Origin of the sequence: Frankia sp. AiPs1, from assembly GCF_023716945.1 — a bacterium.
Taxonomy (GTDB): domain Bacteria; phylum Actinomycetota; class Actinomycetes; order Frankiales; family Frankiaceae; genus Frankia.
In genome coordinates, this window is the sequence record NZ_JAMQQF010000082.1 from 1 (window position 1) to 17,944 (window position 17,944).

Genomic DNA, 17,944 nt, shown 5'->3' on the forward strand with positions numbered 1-17,944 from the left:
AGCCATCCACGCCTACCACACCGAGGGCGCCGGGGGCGGGGCCGCGGCGGGCGTCGAAGCCGCGCTGCGGGACCTGGACGTGGGTGACTGGCGGGGTCGCGGGCTGGACGAGGTGCCCCTGGACTGCCTGCGGCGGTGGCATGAGGACCCGGCGATGACGCCGCCGGGCGGCGAGTCGCGGCTGGACCTGCTCGACCGGGTCGGTGGTTGGCTCGCGCGGCTGGGCGACGAGCCGAGAGAGGTCACCGCGGGCAAGCTCACCGCAGGCAATGCCATCGCAGGCAATGCCATCGCAGGCAATGTCATCGCGGTGACCCATCCGGCAGTGGTCCGCGCGGTGCTGCTGCTCGTGCTGCGCTGCCCGCCGGAGGTGTTCTGGCGCATCGACGTCGCCCCGCTGACCGCCACCCTGCTGCACCGTCGCGTCCCCGCCGAACCCGCCGCCGGCTGGACTCTCACCCAGGCCTGCCGTCCCCTCTGACCCTGCCGCCCTGACGGATCCGGACTGACCGGGATTCCGCTCCAAGCCGCATGAGTCCAGCGGCAGTTGCCCGCAATCCGCACTGCGCATAGAAGTTCTCCAAGTGCGGCAGTTCTCCAGGTGCGGCTCGAAATCGACATGCAGCCACTCGGCACCGCGTGCCTTCGCCTCGCCGGAAACCGCCTTCACCAGCCGCAGACTGAGGCCCTGCCGGCGCTCATCGCGGGATGCACCGTCTGTATCCAGGACGAAGACGTGAATACCGGGCGTCACCGACGACGTTGACGAATCCGACCAGTCGGCTCCCCCAACGTGCCACGATCCAGGAGACACGCCATCAGTGTCGCGCCATCGGCGGCGACGAATCACAGATCATCATGCCGGCCAGTCTGTCTGGCGGACGGCCACCGCGACGATCAGCCTCTTTGCGTACTTCCGGCAAGCAGCACCTCTGACCCGCCCGGGGTACCGAATCGCCCAGCGGGTGCGTTGGGGGACGTTCGGCGGGACCGTTGGGTGCGGTGTCGGTGTCAGGCGGCCTGGTCGTGTGGGGTTGGCTTTTGCGGTGTCGTCTTCTGGGGTGTGGGGTTCTGGGGGTTGGTGTGGAGGATGGCGTGGATGGAGTCGTGGAGGTGGAGGGGACCGCCGTCGGGGGTGTGGATGGCGGTGGGGTCGATATGTCGGGTGGTGTGGGCGAGGGTGGTGGCGGGGTGGGGGCCGGGGTTGATCGGTGGGGTGGGGGTGAGGGTGCGGCCGTCGGCGGTGTGGGCGGTGACGGTGCCGTCGGGGGTTCTGGTGAGGGTGATGGTGTCGTCGTGGATGGTGCGGTGGTGGGCGGAACAGAGCAGCAGGAGCCGGTCGATGTCGGTGTCGCCGCCGTCGGTCCACCGGTCGAGGTGGTGGATCTGGAGCCAGTGGGTGTGGTCGCAGCCCGGGTACTGGCATGTTCCCTGGTCACGGATGTAGACGGCGTCACGGAGCCGGCGGGACGGTAGCCGCCGGCGCCGGCCGAGGTGCAGCGGGTTGCCGTGGACGTCGGTGAGCAGAACGCGCAGGAGCCCGTCGCAGCCAAGCCGGTCCACGACAGCCGGGGACAGACCGATCCCCGACTCGGTGCGCGCCCACCCCGAGAACCCGATCCGGGGCAAGCCCACCCGGCCGGCGTCCACCGCCTGCCCCATCGTTTCCGCCTGCCCTGCCACGGTCTGTTCCTTCTGTGCCTTCCCGGTCTCCGTCTCGATCCCGGCCGTATGCCCGGTCCGGGCTGCTCCCACCGATACCGGTACCGGCTCGCGGCCACCGGCCACCACCTGCCCGGCCACAGCAGCCCCGCCGGCCGGGATGGCGCTGGCCGGGAGGGCGGCGGTGTCGACGGTGAGAGTGAGAGTGTGGGTCGGCGTCATCAGGCCGGGTGCAGGCTGGTCGAGGAACCCGTCGGCGAGGGCCATCAACGCGTCGGCGTCCTGCCCGCGGTCCCGCGGCACGGCCACGGTCTCCCCGTCCGCGGGCAACCCCCGCACCCCGGCCGCACCCAACCCCCCGGACCCCCCGGCCTGGCCGGGCTCGCCGGCCTGTCCGGCCGGGGTGGGGGGTGTGGTGCGGTGCAGGCTGGCATGAGCGGCATCCAACGCCGCGAGCAGCCGCACACCATCCTGCGCGGGCAGGACCGCACTCAGGTGCAACATCCCGTCATCGTCGTAACGCCACCCCACCCTGCGCACCGCCCCCCGCACAGTCCGATCGGCGGTCACCTGCCGGTAGGCACGCACCACCCGTTCCAACTCACCCGCGGTGCAGAACCGGGCATGGGTCAACCACACCTGCTCCGTGGACGTCTCCGCGACCCGGGTAACCGCACGGACCTTCGCATACGACAGGGTGCCCGCAGCGAACGCCGCCCGGATCGCGGGAAGCCCCTCCAACGCATGCGCGACCGCCAGATACTGCCGGGCCGTACGCGACCCGATCCCGCACCGCCACGACAACCAGTGCGCACACGACCGCATCCCCACCCCCGACCAGCCCTCCCGCCGATCGAACACCGCCAGCAACATCAACCAGCCGCACGTCGCCGCCGCCAGCCGCCCCGCCCACCCACAGATCGCCACCTCCAACTCCGCCACCGAACCCCCCTCACCCCCGAACAGAGGCACCCCGCACCCCGCAACCCCCTCCAAAACCGGAACCTCCCCCGAGCCTGGAACCTCCCCGGGGACCGGAACCTCCCCGGGGACGGAGTCCGCCACCGGCGCGGACACAGCCATCGACGTCGCCACAGAACCAACCATCATGATCACCGGGCCAGGGGTGTCGTGGACCATCGGACACCGGCATGCTCCCACCCACCACCGACACTTTCCCAACCCCACCCACACACCACCCGACAACAACCCCACCCCGCCCCGCCCGGAATCGGTGCCGCGCCGAACCGGCACCAGCAATCCCCGGTCCCGCGGAACCGGGCGCCACGTCCCGCCCGGATCCGACGCTCGTCCGGCCCCGCGAACCCGCACCGCCCCGACCCGACCACACCCCGACACCGACTCACACACCGACACCGACCCCGACCCCGGCTCCGGGTTCGGCTCCGGCTCCGGCTTCGGGTTCGGGTTCGGGTTCGGGTTCGGCTCACGCTCCGGCTTCGGTCATCGCCGTGTTTCGCCGAATCGGGCCGCGGGGTCCGGGGCGATCCACGGTGCCCGCGTCGCACTCCGCCCAGATCCGACCCGCGCCATCAGGCCGACGCGTTTGCTTCCCCTCCGCGTCCCATCGCCGTGATCCGTCACCTGCGCCGCCGTGGAGGCAGATATCGCTGATCGTCCAAGCCGTCGACCGGTGGGGGCGTCGTGGTACCGGCCCTGCGGGTCGGCGGACGGGAACGATCTTCCTCGGTCCCGCGCCCGGCCGGTGGCACTGGTGTTCCGCCCGGCGGGTGGTTCGGGCGGTCAGTCGATGCGGTGGCCGAGGTCGAGCAACTCCTCGTGGAAGCCGCCGAAGGCGCGGGCGCGGTCGACGAGGTGGATCTCCAGGATCCAGTGGCAGGGCCGGCCGTCGACGTCGACCCGCCGCATCGGCTGGTCACTGCCCGGGGTGACGTAGTACTCGATCTTGTTGTTGGGGATGCGGGCGTGCGGGAACTCGCCGACGAGGTGGCCGGCGAGCGGGCCGCCGTACGCCCAGCCGGCGTCGGCGGCGAACTTGCCGACGGCGGCATACAGCTCGGCGCCGGTGATGTCCGGGCGGGCCTCGAAGTACCGGCGACCAGCGTCGAAGATCCGCGGCAGGTCGGCGAGCAGCCGATGCTTGACCGGATCGTCGCCGAGGACGAAGGTGCGGCCGAAGTCGGCCTCCCAGCCGTCGAAGACCGGCCCGAAGTCGCAGAAGACGATGTCGTCGGCGCCGATCGACCGGTCGGGCGGGTTCTCGGCGTAGGGGTGGAGGGTGTTCGGGCCGGCACGGACGATCCGTTTGTGCCAGTGCCGCTCAACGCCGAACATCTCCTGGGCGAGGTCGCGGATCTCGTCACTGACCTCGCGTTCCCCGCGACCCGGGGTGATCAGGCCCCGCGCGGAGACCTCGTCGAACAGCTTTGCGGCACGACGCTGCGCGTCGAGCAGGCTGGCCACTCTCTCGGCTTCGAGATGCACGACGACCTATCGTATGGCCCTCGCCCCCGGCGGACGCACCGCGCCGGCGCCCGGTGTCGGCGCCCGGTGTCGGGAAGCGGACAGCCGCCGACTCGCCGAATCGGCGCAACGGGGTGAAGCCCTCGCGCGTCAGTCTGTCCGGATCAGCAGCCCGCCGTCCGACACACAATGGGCCGACCGGAGGCGTCGTGGACTTGCACGCAAGCGCGGCTGGTTCGGCAAGCGCGGCTGGTTCGGCCGGCGCGAATGGTTCGGCCGGCGCGGCTGTGACAGGCACGAAGGGCGGCGGCGACCCGGCGAGTCTGCCCGGAAGCCCGCTAAGGCCGTCGGATCCGCGTGAGCTGGCTGGGTATGAGTTGCTCTCCCGGCTGGGCGAGGGCGGGATGGGCACCGTCTACCTGGGCAGAGTGCAGGCGACGGGCCGGCTGGTCGCCGTGAAGGTGGTCCGCTCGGAACTCGCCGACGATCCCGAGTACCGGGCCCGGTTCCGGCGGGAGGCGCAGGTCGCCCGCCGGGTCGCCCGGTTCTGCACCGCCGAGGTCCTGGCCGTCGCCGACCCGCCGAACGCGGCGCCCTATCTGGTCACCGAGTTCATCGCCGGGCGGACGCTGGCGGACGCGGTCGCCGTGCACGGCCCGCTCGAGTCTGCCGACGTGGAGCGGGTGGCGGTGAGCGTCGCGGCGGCACTGACCGCGATCCACGGTGCCGGCCTGGTGCATCGTGATCTCAAGCCGTCGAACGTGCTGCTTTCGCCGCTCGGCCCACGAGTGATCGACTTCGGGATCGCCTGGGCGGTGGACAGCTCCACCATCACCAAGGGCAAGGTTCTCGGCACGCCGGCGTTCATGGCGCCGGAGCAGGCCAGGGGCGCGCCGGTGTCCACCGCGGCGGACGTGTTCGCCTGGGGCGGCCTCACCGTCTTCGCGAGCACCGGCAGGCCGCCGTTCGGCACCGGCTCGATGCCGGCGCTGCTGTACCGCATCGTCACCACGGACGTCGTGCTGGACGGGCTGGATCCGGGACTCGCCGCGATCGTCCGGGACGCGATGCGCCGCGACCCCGCGCAACGACCGACGGCAGAGGAGATCTTCGGCCGGATGACCCGGCTCGGCGTGCGGCTCGACTCCACGCCCGGCGCCCCGGACGACCAAGGCGCCGGCTTCGTGGCCGCTCGGGATGCCATCGCTGCAGTCGACGCTACCGACGACGACGACGCTGCTGCCGCCGCCACTGCTGCCGCCGACGCTGGCACCGCAGAGGTGGAGGTGCTGACGGACCTGGCAGCGTCGGGCCGGGCTCGGGCGGCGGGGCCAGCCGCCCGTCGCAGCGGGCGCCGCGGCGTGCTGGTCACGATCATTGCGCTGAGCGCCCTGGTCGTGCTCGGTGCGGTGGCGGTCGCCATCCGCGGCGCGCTCGGCGACGGGACGACCAGCACCGGCACCGGCACCGCGGAGAACCTCACCGTCCCCGCCGGCCTGATCGGCCTGACCGCCGACGACGCGCAGGGAAGGCTGCGCACCGTCGGGTTCGTCCACGTCGAGCGGGTGTCGAAGCCGGACGCCGACGCCGCGGCGGGACGCGTCATCGACGTCAACCCGGCCGGCGGCAGCGATGTCCGCCGCTCGACGAAGGTCGTGTTGACCGTGTCAGCCGGCGACGACGACGTCGTGATCCCGGACGTGGTCGGGAGGACCGAGGCGGCGGCACGCGCCGCGCTCGAACGCCTCGGCCTCACCGTGGTCGTCGGCGCGGACGTCCCCACGGCTCGTCCCGGTCAGGTCACCGCCGTGCATCCGACGGCTGGGACGGCCGTGGCGCCCGGCTCGACGGTCACCATCACCGTCGCCGCCGGTGCCGCCCCCGGTGGCGTCGCCGGGACGACGACCGCGACCATGCCGAACGTCGTCGGGCAGCCGGCCGACCGGGCCCGGGAGATCCTGGCCGGCGCCGGGTTCACCGACGTGTCGTCGACCGACATCCTCGACGACCACGCGGCCAGGGACACCGTGCTGAGGTCGGAACCGACCGCCGGGACGACGGTCGACCCGAGCACGCGCGTCGTCCTCACGGTGTCGGGCGGTCCCGGGCACACCACTGTCGCCGACGTCGTCGGCCGGAGCGAGGCCGATGCGCGGTCGGCACTGACCACCGCCGGCCTGGACGTGACGGTCCGCGTGCAGGACGGCCCGTCGTCGATCGGGCCTGGCCTGGTCGAGAAGGTCGAGCCGGCGGCCGGCACCCAGCTTCCCCCCCGGACGACCGTGACGATCACCGTCGTCAGCGGCGAGATCAGCGTGCCGGACGTGGTGGGCCGGGCCCGCGCCCAGGCGGAGGCCACCCTGAGCGGCTACGGTCTCGACGTCGTCGTGCAGCGCCAAGCCAGCGAGCGGCCGACGGGCACGGTCCTTGCGCAGGCGCCGGAGGCGGGCACGGTCCGCCGCGGCACGACCGTCACGCTCACCGTGGCGAGCCCCGTGACCGGCAGCAGCACCCCGCCACCGCAGACACCGCCGCCCGCGTCGTCCTGACCGGCAACCGCCCACCCAGCCGTCTCACACCCGGCCTGGTAACGGGATGCGCGGAACGTTACCCGGCCGCGGACGCGTGCGATGGCCCGGAAACGGGCCGTCCCTACAGTCGGCGGGGATGTCGACCGACTGCCACCGGCCGGAAGGGGACCAGCCCGTGACCGCACCGGCCCGTTCGCCGGGCACGCGTCCGCGAGCGGCCGACTCACCGATGCCGGGGCCGGCAGCGGCGGGTCGGGTGCGGTCGGTCTGCTCCTACTGCGGAGTCGGCTGCGGGATGGTGCTCGACGTCGAGGTGGGCGAGGACGGCCGGCGCCGCGTCGCCACGGTCTCCGGCGACCGCGAGCATCCGGCCAACCGCGGCCGGCTGTGCACCAAGGGGGCCACCAGCGCGGCGATGCTGGCCGCGCCGGGCCGGCTGACCAGCGCACTCGTCCGCGACGACCGGCGGGGCGAGCCGGCGGCGGTCGACGTGGACGCCGCCATCGGCCGGGTCGCCCGGGAGCTGCGCCGGATCATCGACACCCACGGCCCCGACGCGGTCGCGTTCTACGTCTCCGGGCAGATGTCGCTGGAGGCGCAGTACCTGGCCAACAAGCTGGCGAAGGGGTTCGTCGGCACCAACCAGATCGAGTCGAACTCGCGGCTGTGCATGGCCAGCGCCGGCAGCGGCTACAAGCTGTCGCTGGGCGCCGACGGCCCGCCGGGATCGTACGAGGACTTCGACCACGCCGAGGTGTTCTTCGTCATCGGCGCGAACATGGCCGACTGTCATCCGATTCTGTTCCTGCGGCTGCTCGACCGGGTCAAGGCCGGAGCCCGGCTCATCGTCGTCGACCCCCGGCGCTCGGCGACGGCCGCCAAGGCCGACCTGTTCCTGCAGATCAACCCGGGCACGGACCTCGCGCTGCTCAACGGCCTGCTGCACCTGCTGGTCGAGGGCGGGCACATCGACGAGGCGTTCATCGCCGAGCACACCGAGGGCTGGGCGGCGATGCCGGCGTTCCTCGCCGACTACCCGCCGGACCGGGTCGCCGAGATCACCGGCATCCCGGAGTCGGACATCCGCCGGGCGGCACAGTGGATCGGCGCGGCCGGGGCGTGGATGAGCCTGTGGACGATGGGCCTGAACCAGTCGACCCACGGCACCTGGAACACCGGCGCCCTGTGCAACCTGCACCTGGCGACCGGGGCGATCTGCCGGCCGGGGGCGGGCCCGTTCTCGCTGACCGGCCAGCCGAACGCGATGGGCGGGCGGGAGATGGGCTACATGGGTCCGGGCCTGCCGGGGCAGCGCTCGGTGGTGGCCGCGGCCGACCGTGCCTTCGTCGAGCAGCGGTGGGGCCGGCCGGCGGGCACGCTGCGCACCGACGCCGGGCGGGGCACCATCGACCTGTTCGCCCGGATGGCCGCCGGCGAGATCAGGGCCTGCTGGATCATCTGCACGAATCCGGTGGCCTCGGTCGCCAACCGGCGCACGGTGATCGAGGGGCTGGCGGCGGCCGAGTTCGTCGTCGCCCAGGACGCCTTCGCCGAGACGGAGACGAACGCCTACGCCGACGTGCTGCTGCCCGCCGCGATGTGGGCCGAGACCACCGGCGTCATGGTCAATTCGGAGCGGAACCTCACGCTGGTCCAGCAGGCCGCCGACCCGCCCGGCCAGGCCATGGCGGACTGGCGGCTCATCGCCCGGGTCGCCGCCGAGATGGGCTACGCCGACGCCTTCACCTACCGCGACGCCGAGGAGGTCTTCGAGGAGATCAAGGCCTTCCACAACCCGGCGACCGGCTACGACCTGCGCGGCGTCAGCTACGACCGGCTGCGCGAGACACCGGTGCAGTGGCCGTCCGCGGCGGCGGACGGCCCGGCCCGCAACCCGGTCCGGTACCGCAACGACGGGGTCAGTCAGCGCCTCGTCGAACGGCCCGACGGAACGCGGCCGCGCCTGGCGTTCCCGACCCCGTCGGGGCGGGCGGTGTTCCATCCGCGCCCGCACCTGCCCGCCGCCGAGCTGCCCGACGACGACTTCCCGTTCGTGCTGAACACCGGCCGCGTCCAGCACCAGTGGCACACCCTGACCAAGACCGGCAAGGTCGCGAAGCTCAACCGGCTCAACCCGGGCCCGTTCGTCGAGATCCATCCGCGCGACGCCGAGGCCCTCGGGCTCGACGACGGCGACGCGGTCGAGATCGCCTCCCGCCGCGGGCGGGCGGTGCTGCCGGCGGTCGTGACCGACCGGGTGCTCCCCGGCAACTGCTTCGCGCCGATCCACTGGAACGACCAGTTCGGCGAGTATCTCAGCGTCAACGCGGTCACCTCCGACGCCGTCGACCCGATCTCGTTCCAGCCGGAGCTGAAGGTCTGCGCGGTCGCCCTCACCCGGGTCGCCGCCGCGCCGACGGTCACGCCGGCCGCCACACCGACGGTCACGCCGTCGGCCGCACCGGCGGCCACACCCACCGCCACGCCTACTCTCGCGCCGCCGGCGGCGGATTCCGGGCAGCCGACCGCGGCGGAGGCGCTCGGGGAGCTGTTCGGCCTGCGGGGCATCGACGCACCGGTCCTCGGCGACGACGAGCGGCGCTACCTCGCGGGTTTCGTCGCCGCCCTGGGCGCCGCGGTTGCGGGGACACCGGGCGGGGTTCCGGTCCTGCCGCCCGGCTCTCCCCTCGCCCCCGCACCGGCGGCCTGGGTCAACGGCGCACTCGCCGGGGCGTTCTCCCGGACCCCCGTGCCCCCGGGCGCCCCCACCGGCGATGCGGGCGGCGGGACGGGACCGGCGACGCGGGAGATCACCGTGCTGTGGGCGTCCCAGACGGGGACCGCCGAGGACTTCGCCGTCACGACCGCCGTCGGCCGGCTCACCGCCGCCGGGTGGACGGCGCGGCTGCGATCCATGGGCGAGTGCCTGCCCGAGGAGCTGCGCGCCGGTGGCGACCTGCTCGTCATCACGAGCACGTTCGGCGACGGCGAGGCGCCCGACAACGGCGGTGGCTTCCTGGAGTCGCTGTCGGCGCTGGACCCGCCCCGCCTGCCGCGCCTGCGCTACGCCGTGCTCGCCTTCGGCGACTCCAGCTATGCGGACTTCTGCGGTCACGGCCGGCGCGTCGACGAGCGGCTCGCCCAACCGGGTCATGTCCTCCACCGGGACCACGACCTCGATCTCGAGGGCCTTCGCCGTCGGCGGCCGGACCACCGCCACCGGCGCCGCTCCGCCGAGGAAGCGCGCGACCTCCTCGACCGGGCGCACCGTGGCCGACAGGCCGATCCGCTGCGCCGGTGTCTCCAGCAGCGCGTCGAGGCGCTCCAGGCTGAGTGCCAGATGGGCGCCGCGCTTGGTACCGGCCACCGCGTGCACCTCGTCGACGATCACCGTGCGGACTCCGCGCAGCGCCTCGCGGGCCGCGCTGGTCAGCATGAGGAACAGCGACTCCGGCGTGGTGATCAGGATGTCGGGCGGACGGGTCCCGAAGCTGCGCCGCTGGGCGGCCGGGGTGTCCCCCGAACGGACGCCCACGGTGATGTCGGGCCGGGGCAGGCCAAGGCGCTGTGCGGCGCCCCGGATCCCCGCCAGCGGGGCGCGCAGGTTGCGTTCCACATCGATGCCGAGCGCCTTGAGCGGGCTGATGTAGAGCACCCGGCACCGGCGCGTCGGCTCGGGCGGCGGCTGCGAACGGGCCAGCGTGTCCAGGGACCAGAGGAAGGCGGCGAGTGTCTTTCCTGAGCCCGTCGGGGCGACGACCAGTGCGTTGCCGCCCGCGCGGATCGCCCCCCACGCACCATGCTGGGCGGGCGTCGGGGCGGCGAAGGCCGCGCCGAACCAGCTCCGGGTCGGCGCGGAGAACGGCGCGAGCGGATCCGGCTGGTCGGTGGGGCTGCGACTGGGCACGTCGTCCAGTCTGCGACGCGGCACCGACAGATTCCGGCGGCCGCCGTTCATCGGGCTCGGTGGTCCCACCGGACCTGCCCTGTCGCGGCGGATGCGGTCGGGTCCGGTGGGTGCCCGCCGAGGCGTGGACCGATCCCGGCGGCGGCGGTCGACCCGGTCCTTTCCGGGCGGTGCACACTGGGGAGGTGCGGCTGACCGAGTTCTGGGCGAAGATGGACACACGGTTCGGTTCGGCCTACGCGGAGTCCTTTGCCCGCGATCATGTGCTCGCGGGGCTCGGCGGTGCGACGGTCGAGGCCGCTCTGGCCCGCGGTGACGACGTCAAGATCGTGTGGCGGGCCGTCTGCGAGGAGTTCGACGTGCCTGCTCGGGAGCGTTGAGCGCGCCGATCGGCGTGTCGCCGGGCCGTCGAACGCCTGTTCGGCTACAGTTATCCCCATGCGGGCACTTATCCACAGATCACCCCCGGCCCTCGAAACTGTCGGACCCACGGCCTAACGTCACCCCCGTGGCCAAGAATCGACGACCTCAGCATGGAGTAACTCCAATGGCGGCAGGACTCGACCGTGACAAGGCGCTGGACAATGCCCTGGCGCAGATCGACAAGGCGTTCGGCAAGGGATCGGTCATGCGATTGGGGGACGACACCCGGCCGCCGATCCAGGCCATCCCCACGGGCTCGATCGCGCTGGATGTCGCGCTCGGTATCGGCGGCCTTCCGAAGGGCCGCGTCGTCGAGATCTACGGCCCGGAGTCGTCCGGGAAGACGACCGTCGCCCTGCACGCCGTGGCGAACGCGCAGGCCGCCGGCGGCATCGCGGCGTTCATCGACGCCGAGCACGCCCTCGACCCGGAGTACGCGGGGAAGCTCGGTGTCGACATCGACAACCTGCTGGTCTCCCAGCCGGACACCGGTGAGCAGGCACTCGAGATCGCGGACATGCTCGTGCGGTCCGGTGCGCTGGACATCATCGTCATCGACTCGGTGGCGGCGCTGGTCCCGCGGGCTGAGATCGAGGGTGAGATGGGCGACAGCCACGTCGGCCTCCAGGCCCGGCTGATGTCGCAGGCCCTGCGCAAGATGACGGGCGCGCTGGCGAACTCCGGCACGACCGCGATTTTCATCAACCAGCTCCGCGAGAAGATCGGCGTCATGTTCGGATCGCCGGAGACCACGACCGGTGGAAAGGCGCTGAAGTTCTACGCGTCGGTGCGCCTCGACGTCCGCCGCATCGAGACGCTCAAGGACGGTGCGGAGGCCGTGGGTAACCGTACCCGGGTCAAGGTGGTGAAGAACAAGGTCGCCCCGCCGTTCCGGACCGCCGAATTCGACATCGTCTACGGCGGTGGTATCAGTCGCGAGGGTTCCCTCATCGACATGGGCGTCGAACACGGCATCATCCGCAAGTCCGGGGCCTGGTACACCTACGACGGCGACCAGCTCGGCCAGGGCAAGGAGAACGCCCGGTCGTTTCTGCGGGACAATCCCGACCTGGCCAACGAGGTCGAGAAGAAGATCAAGGAAAAGCTCGGCCTCCTGCCCAGCGTCGAATCCGACGTTGTGGCACCGGTCCCCGTCGACCTCTGACCGATGGTGGGAGCCGGTCGGCGCGGTGCCGACCGCCGTCCGGCCGCCGGCACCGATGCCGCAGGCGGTTCCGGTGCCGGTCGGCCGACGGATCCGGTCGTCGTCGCGCGGGAAATCTGCCTGCGTCTGCTGGCGGCGCGGGCGCGTAGCAGGGCCGAACTGGCCACAGCCCTGCGTAGCCGAGGCGTGGACGACGACGTCGCCGCGACGGTCCTCGATCGACTGACCGCGGTCGGGCTCGTCGATGATGGTGCCTTCGCCGCGGCCTTCGTGTCCTCAGCGCGAACCCACCGCGGGCTTGGTCGGCAGGCGCTCGTCGCGGAGTTGCGTCGGCGAGGGGTCCAGCCGGACGTGGTCGAGGTGGCCACGTCCGATCTGGCCGCGCACGATGAAGAGGAGATGGCCCGAGACCTCGTGCGGCGCCGGTTGCGATCGATGGATCGGCTACCCGAGCAGGCGCGGGTGCGACGGCTGCTGGCCATGCTCATGCGGCGGGGCTACCCAGCCGAGCTCGCGATCCGGGTCGTGCGCGAGCAGGTCGGCGCCGGTGCCGACGAGGGCGGACCGCCGCCGGCGACGTGGGACGGCGACGACCTCGGCCCCTCCGCCTGAGGGCTAGCGGGAATTCCGCCTGTTGTCAATGTGACGAATTTCTTGACCGGAGAATGTGACCCGACTTATTCTCCCAGAAAGGTGACAGGATCCCCCGCGGGGACGCGGTGACGATAGCTCGTTCAACTTCACAAGGAGGCAGCCGCCGCGAGCGGGTGTCCGAGTCGCTATGCCGGGATGGGCCATCACTGTTGATGGTCTGCTCCAGCGTGCCGCCGTGGGCTCCTTATCGTAATGGTGGAGTCCGCGTGCTGCCCCTCCACGGCTGTGATCGCGCCGGGTCGTGGGTCCTTCGCCGCTCCGATCCAGCCCGCCTGGGCGGGTCCGACGATAGCGGAGGGAGCAGCGGTGGACGGCGTTCTCGTCATCCTCTTGTCACTCGTTCTCGTCGTGCTCGTGGCGCTAATCCTCGCCGTGGCATGGCTGGCGCGCACGGCGCGGGGGGATCGGCATTACGGTGCCGCGATACGCGCAGGCCGGAGCTCCTTGGCCGTCGCGGCCTCGGCCGACCCGCATCCGCTCGACGACGACGACTCCGAACCCGCGGTGCGGGTGTTGCCCGGGGTCCACTCCGTGGCCGGTGGCGACCAGTCCGCGGGGGACGCTCCCGATGCGACCGGTGGTGGGTCCGCGGCCGCATCGGACGGCGGCGCGGACCTCCCGGCCTCCCGGGTGCCACCCCGCGATGCGGCACCCGTGTCGGGGCCCGAGGCGGCGGGCGGCGATGCGCCCTCGTCGGCCGCCGGATCGCCCGTCGACGCGGATGCGGGCCGGATCGCCGAGACCGTAGTCGCCGAAACGGCGGGACCGACGGCACCGACGGAGGCGGCATCGATCGAAGCGCCATCGCGGGAGTCGACGCCGGCGGCGTCGGCGGAGTTGTCGGCGCCAGCGTCTCGGGAGGCGGTGTCGCCGGAGTCGGCGTCTCGGGAGTCGGCGTCTCGGGAGGCGTTGTCTCGGGAGTCGGCGTCTCGAGAGGCGTTGTCGCGGGAGTCGGCGTCTCGAGAGGCGATGTCGCGGGAGTCGGCGTCGGTGCGGCGGGCGGCCGAGCGGGAGGCGGCGCAGATCGTCGCTCGCGCGGAACGTGAGGCCGCGGAGCGGCTCGCCCGGGTCGAGCGGGAGGCCGCGGAAATCCGCCGACGTGGCGAGGACGAGGTCGCCTCTCTGCGCAACCAGGCGCGTGCCGAGGCCGCGGCCGACTCCTCCCGCGCGCAGGTCGCGGTGCGGGACGCGGCCCGCGTCGAGCTGGAGGCCGCCCGGGTCGAGATCGCCTCGGCCCGGACCTCCTTCGAGGACGATCTGCGGGTCCGGCGGGCCGAACTGCGTGCCCGGGAGGAGGCGCTCGCGGCCCGGGAACAGCGGGTCGAAGAGCGCACCGCCGGTCTGGACGAACACGCCAGCCGGCTCGCCGGGCGCGAGCAGGACCTGCTCGACCGGGAGGACGAGCTGGCCGGCAGAACGGCCGCGGCGGCCGATGTCGAGGCCGCCCGGCAGGCGGCGCTGGAGCGGATCGCCGAGCTCACCGCGGCCCAGGCCCGGGCGGAGCTGGTCTCGACCATCGAGCACGACGCCCGCCGCGAGGCCGCCCTGCTGGTCCGTGAGATCGAGTCGCGGGCCGAGGAGGAAGGAGAGGAACGCGCCCGCCGGATCGTGACCACGGCGATCCAGCGGGTTGCCTCCGAGCAGACCACCGAGTCCGTCCTCACCGTGCTGCACCTGCCGGGGGACGAGATGAAGGGCCGGATCATCGGCCGCGAGGGGCGCAACATCCGGACCTTCGAGTCCGTCACCGGGGTGAACGTGCTGATCGACGACACCCCGGAGGCGGTCCTGCTGAGCTGCTTCGACCCGGTGCGCCGGGAGATCGGCCGGATCACGCTGGCGGCGCTGGTGTCCGACGGGCGCATCCACCCGCATCGCATCGAGGAGGAGTACGCGCGGGCCCAGGTGGAGGTCGAGGAGCGTTGCGTGCGCGCCGGTGAGGACGCGCTGCTCGAAACGGGGATCTCCGAGATGCACCCGGAGCTCGTCACCCTGCTCGGGCGGCTGCGTTACCGCACCAGCTACGGCCAGAACGTGCTTGCGCACCTCATCGAGAGCGCTCACCTCGCCGGGATCATGGCAGCGGAGCTGCGGATGGCGCTGCCCCAGGCGAAACGCGCGGCGTTGCTGCACGACCTCGGCAAGGCGCTGACCCACGAGGTCGAGGGTTCCCACGCGCTCATCGGCGCGGACGTGGCCCGCCGCTACGGGGAGACCGAGGAGGTCGTGCACGCGATCGAGGCGCACCACAACGAGGTCGCGCCCCGCTCCCTGTGCGCCGTGCTGACCCAGGCGGCTGACCAGATCTCCGGCGGACGGCCAGGGGCGCGCCGTGACAGCCTGGAGTCGTACGTGAAACGGCTCGAACGCATCGAGCAGATCGCCGGTGATCGCCCGGGGGTCGACCGGGTGTTCGCGATGCAGGCGGGCCGGGAGGTGCGGGTCATGGTCATCCCCGAGGAGGTCGACGACGTCGCCGCCCACCTGCTCGCCCGCGACGTCGCCCGGCAGATCGAGGACGAGCTCACCTACCCGGGCCAGATCCGGGTGACCGTGGTCCGCGAGACCCGGGCGGTGGGCACGGCCCGCTGACCAGCCGTCCGGCCGGACGGCTCAGGCCCGGGTACCGGCCGGGACAGGTCAGGTCCGGGTACCGTCCGGACCGCCCTGTTCGGGCACCGCTGCCGCCGGCCGGGCGACCAGAGCCGTCGCGGCGTCCATGGGCAGCTCCGCGGGCCCCCCGCCCAGACGGCGGTTCTGCCGGCGGTCGAGCCAGCGGGCCAGTGCCGAGAGCAGGCTGTTGGTCACGATGTAGATGACGGCGATCACCGTGTAGATCGGCAGGGCATATCGGCTGCCGAGGAACTCCACGGCGCCGCGCCCGGAGCGCAGCAGCTCGCTGTAGGCGATGACGAAACCGAGTGAGGTGTCCTTGAGCAGGGTCACCAACTGGCTGATCAGGGTCGGGCTCATGCGCCGGACCGCCTGCGGGAACTGGATGAGCCGGAAGATCTGTACCGGCCGCAGCCCGAGCGCTGCGGCGGCCTCGGTCTGCCCCCGGTCGATCGAGGCGATCCCCGCCCGGAAGATCTCGCTGATCACCGCCCCGTTGTAGGCGGTCAGGCCGAGCACCAGGGCCCAGAAGGCCGACAGTTTCCAGCCGAGCGCCGGCAGCCCCAGGTAGGCGAACAGGATCAGCATGAGCACCGGCAGGCTGCGGAACAGTTCGACCACGGCGGTGGCGGGGATGCGCACGGCGCGGTGCCGCGACATCCGCGCCATCGCCAGCGCGACGCCGAGGACCGCGGCGAAGACCATCGCCGTCAACGCCGCGCGCAGCGTGTCGAGCAGGCCGTTCCACAGCAGGGTCCGCAGGTCGGGCTGGTCGACGAACACGGTCCACAGCTCGCCGTCGAGCTGCCCGTGGTCCGCCAGCCGCAGCAGCGCCACCGTGACCAGCCCGGCAATGACGAGCAGCGCGGCGATGCTGGCGATCAGGATGCGCCGACGACCCCGGGGGCCGGGCGGATCCGCCAGGACGATCGGGGTGCCGCTCATCGTGCCCTCGCCACCCGTCGTTCGGTCAGGGCCAGCGCGCCTGCCAGTGCCAGCGTGAGGATCAGGTAGGCGACCACGCCGCCGAGCAGCACGGCGATCACCGAGTCCGGATTGGCCGTCGTCAGCCGCTGCACCACCCCGGTCAGCTCCTGGACGCCGAACGCCGCGGCGATCGACGTGTTGCGGATCAGGGCGCTGATCACGCTGCCGAGGGGCTGGAGCACGTTGCGGAACGCCTGCGGCAGCACGATCATCCGCAGCGTCTGGGTGAAGGTCAGGCCGAGCGCGCGGGCGGCCTCGGCCTGACCGAGGTCGACCCCGTTGATGCCCGAGCGGACCGCCTCGCAGACCAGCGCCGCGTGGTAGATCGACAAGGCGACCACCGCGAAGGTGAAGTAGGAGAACACGATGTCGACCTGCGGCAGGACGAACACGACGAAGAAGAACACCACCGTCAGCGGGGTGTTGCGGACGATTTCCACGTAGGCGGTGCCGAACCAGCGCAGCGGAGGCACCGGGGAGACCCGCATCGCCGCGAGCGCGGTGCCGAGGATCAGCGCCGCGATCGCCGCGAACAGGCTCAGACCCACCGTGCGGCGGAATCCCTCGGCGAAGATGTCGAGGTTGTCGAAGACGGCGTCGATCGCGATGCTCCCTCGTGCGGTGGAACGCCTGGTCGCGGTGACCGGCGGAACCAGCCGATCACCGCGACCGGTGGGTCAGGAGGTGTAGCGGTCGACGGGCGGCGGGGTCGGCGTGTTCGGCTCGACCTTCCCGACGGTCGAGCTGAACGCCTTCGCCCAGCGACCGTCGGAGTACGAGGCCTCCAGCGTGTCGTTGATGAAGGTCCGGAAGTCGGTGTCGCCCTTCTTGATCCCGATGCCGTACGGCTCCTTGGTGAAGGTGCCGCCGACGATCTTGAAGGCGTCCGGGTCCTTGTCGATGAGGCCGAGGAGGATCACGTTGTCGGTGGTGACCGCGTCCACCTGCCCGTTCTTCAGCGCATCGGCGCACTTGCTGTACACGTCGAACAGCACCAGCTGGGCCTTGGGTGCCACCTTGCGGATGTTCTCCGCCGGCGTGGAGCCGCTGACCGAGCACACCTTCTTGCCTGCGAGGGAGTCCTTGCCGGTGATGTCGGTGTTCTTCTTCGCCACCATGATCGACTGGCCGGCGACGTAGTACGGTCCGGCGAAGTCGACGACCTTCTTGCGCTTGTCGTTGATCGTGTACGTGGCGACGACCATGTCGACCCGGCCCTGCTGGATGAACGGCTCCCGGTTGGCCGACACCGTCTCCACGAAATTCACCTTGTCGCGGGGGATCCCGAGCGCATCGGTGACGATCTGCGCGATCTCGACGTCGAAGCCCTCGGGCTTGCCGCTGAGGTTCTTCAGTCCGAACAGGTTCTGGTCGAACTTCGTGCCGACGGTGATCTTCCCGGCGTCGTGGAGGCGGGCCATGGTGGTGCCGGGGGCGAAGCTGGCCGCGGCGCTCGAGGTGACCGCCTTTGCGCCGTCGCCGTCGTCGTCGCTACCGCAGGCGGTCAGGCCGAGAGTGGCGACCAGCGCGGCGCCGAGCAGCAGCGCGCCGCCGCGC

At 72.2% G+C, this 17,944-nt stretch carries 11 protein-coding genes and 2 pseudogenes; 7 read left to right on the forward strand and 6 right to left on the reverse strand.

Translation table 11 applies throughout. The annotated features are described in order from the left end of the window. A partial coding sequence (locus ND748_RS10900) for a histidine phosphatase family protein (protein WP_251745555.1) occupies positions 1-481 on the forward strand: 481 nt, incomplete at its 5' end. 530 nt (positions 482-1,011) lie between these two features. Here ND748_RS10900 and ND748_RS10905 read toward each other — a convergent pair. Continuing rightward, positions 1,012-2,535, reverse strand: coding sequence for a DUF222 domain-containing protein (locus tag ND748_RS10905; protein WP_374215891.1), 1,524 nt, complete (start codon positions 2,533-2,535; stop codon positions 1,012-1,014). 891 nt (positions 2,536-3,426) lie between these two features. After that, positions 3,427-4,128 (reverse strand): M24 family metallopeptidase, encoded by a 702-nt coding sequence (locus ND748_RS10910; RefSeq protein WP_251745557.1) that lies wholly within the window; start codon positions 4,126-4,128, stop codon positions 3,427-3,429. A 383-nt stretch (positions 4,129-4,511) separates the two neighbouring features. On the opposite strand from ND748_RS10910, the gene ND748_RS10915 reads away from it, so the two are divergent. Both ND748_RS10915 and ND748_RS10920 read left to right on the forward strand, forming a co-directional pair. Beyond that, a complete protein-coding gene (locus tag ND748_RS10915) occupies positions 4,512-6,656 on the forward strand; it encodes a Stk1 family PASTA domain-containing Ser/Thr kinase (RefSeq protein ID WP_251745558.1) in 2,145 nt (714 codons plus the stop codon). 211 nt (positions 6,657-6,867) lie between these two features. Beyond that, positions 6,868-9,789, forward strand: a pseudogene (locus ND748_RS10920) (molybdopterin-dependent oxidoreductase); the annotation flags it as partial. A 159-nt stretch (positions 9,790-9,948) separates the two neighbouring features. Here the strand turns inward: ND748_RS10920 and ND748_RS10925 are convergent. Beyond that, positions 9,949-10,596 (reverse strand): annotated as a pseudogene (locus tag ND748_RS10925) (DEAD/DEAH box helicase); the annotation flags it as partial. Between the two features lie 134 nt (positions 10,597-10,730). On the opposite strand from ND748_RS10925, the gene ND748_RS10930 reads away from it, so the two are divergent. From ND748_RS10930 to rny, 4 genes are all read left to right on the forward strand, one after another. Beyond that, the gene (locus ND748_RS10930; protein WP_251745559.1) at positions 10,731-10,925 is read left to right on the forward strand and encodes a DUF3046 domain-containing protein; all 195 of its coding nucleotides are present in this window, start codon (positions 10,731-10,733) and stop codon (positions 10,923-10,925) included. Between the two features lie 167 nt (positions 10,926-11,092). Further along, positions 11,093-12,133 carry a recombinase RecA gene (gene recA / locus ND748_RS10935; RefSeq protein WP_251745560.1) on the forward strand — a complete coding sequence of 347 codons (1,041 nt, stop codon included), beginning with the start codon at positions 11,093-11,095 and terminating at the stop codon, positions 12,131-12,133. Positions 12,134-12,136: 3 nt separating this feature from the next. Further along, a complete protein-coding gene (gene recX, locus ND748_RS10940; RefSeq protein WP_251745561.1) occupies positions 12,137-12,745 on the forward strand; it encodes a recombination regulator RecX in 609 nt (202 codons plus the stop codon). A gap of 348 nt (positions 12,746-13,093) precedes the next feature. After that, the gene (rny, locus tag ND748_RS10945; RefSeq protein WP_251745562.1) at positions 13,094-15,379 is read left to right on the forward strand and encodes a ribonuclease Y; all 2,286 of its coding nucleotides are present in this window, start codon (positions 13,094-13,096) and stop codon (positions 15,377-15,379) included. Positions 15,380-15,427: 48 nt separating this feature from the next. On the opposite strand, the gene ND748_RS10950 is transcribed toward rny, so the two are convergent. The 3 genes from ND748_RS10950 to ND748_RS10960 form a co-directional block, all read right to left on the reverse strand. Next, complete coding sequence (locus ND748_RS10950) at positions 15,428-16,345, reverse strand: amino acid ABC transporter permease (protein WP_251745563.1); 918 nt, start codon at positions 16,343-16,345, stop codon at positions 15,428-15,430. Continuing rightward, the gene (locus ND748_RS10955; RefSeq protein ID WP_374215892.1) at positions 16,342-16,989 is read right to left on the reverse strand and encodes an amino acid ABC transporter permease; all 648 of its coding nucleotides are present in this window, start codon (positions 16,987-16,989) and stop codon (positions 16,342-16,344) included. Before ND748_RS10955 ends, ND748_RS10950 begins: the two co-directional genes overlap by 4 nt. A 75-nt stretch (positions 16,990-17,064) precedes the next feature. Continuing rightward, positions 17,065-17,944, reverse strand: an 880-nt coding sequence (locus ND748_RS10960) for a glutamate ABC transporter substrate-binding protein (protein WP_251745565.1), incomplete at its 5' end; no start/stop codon positions are given.

Bases quoted from the DNA above. Each gene is read 5' to 3' on its own strand.
- ND748_RS10905 (WP_374215891.1), bottom strand. From the start codon at position 2,535: ATGTTGCTGGCGGTGTTCGATCGGCGGGAGGGCTGGTCGGGGGTGGGG.
- ND748_RS10915 (WP_251745558.1), top strand. From the start codon at position 4,512: ATGGGCACCGTCTACCTGGGCAGAGTGCAGGCGACGGGCCGGCTGGTC.
- recA (WP_251745560.1), top strand. From the start codon at position 11,093: ATGGCGGCAGGACTCGACCGTGACAAGGCGCTGGACAATGCCCTGGCG.
- recX (WP_251745561.1), top strand. From the start codon at position 12,137: ATGGTGGGAGCCGGTCGGCGCGGTGCCGACCGCCGTCCGGCCGCCGGC.
- ND748_RS10950 (WP_251745563.1), bottom strand. From the start codon at position 16,345: ATGAGCGGCACCCCGATCGTCCTGGCGGATCCGCCCGGCCCCCGGGGT.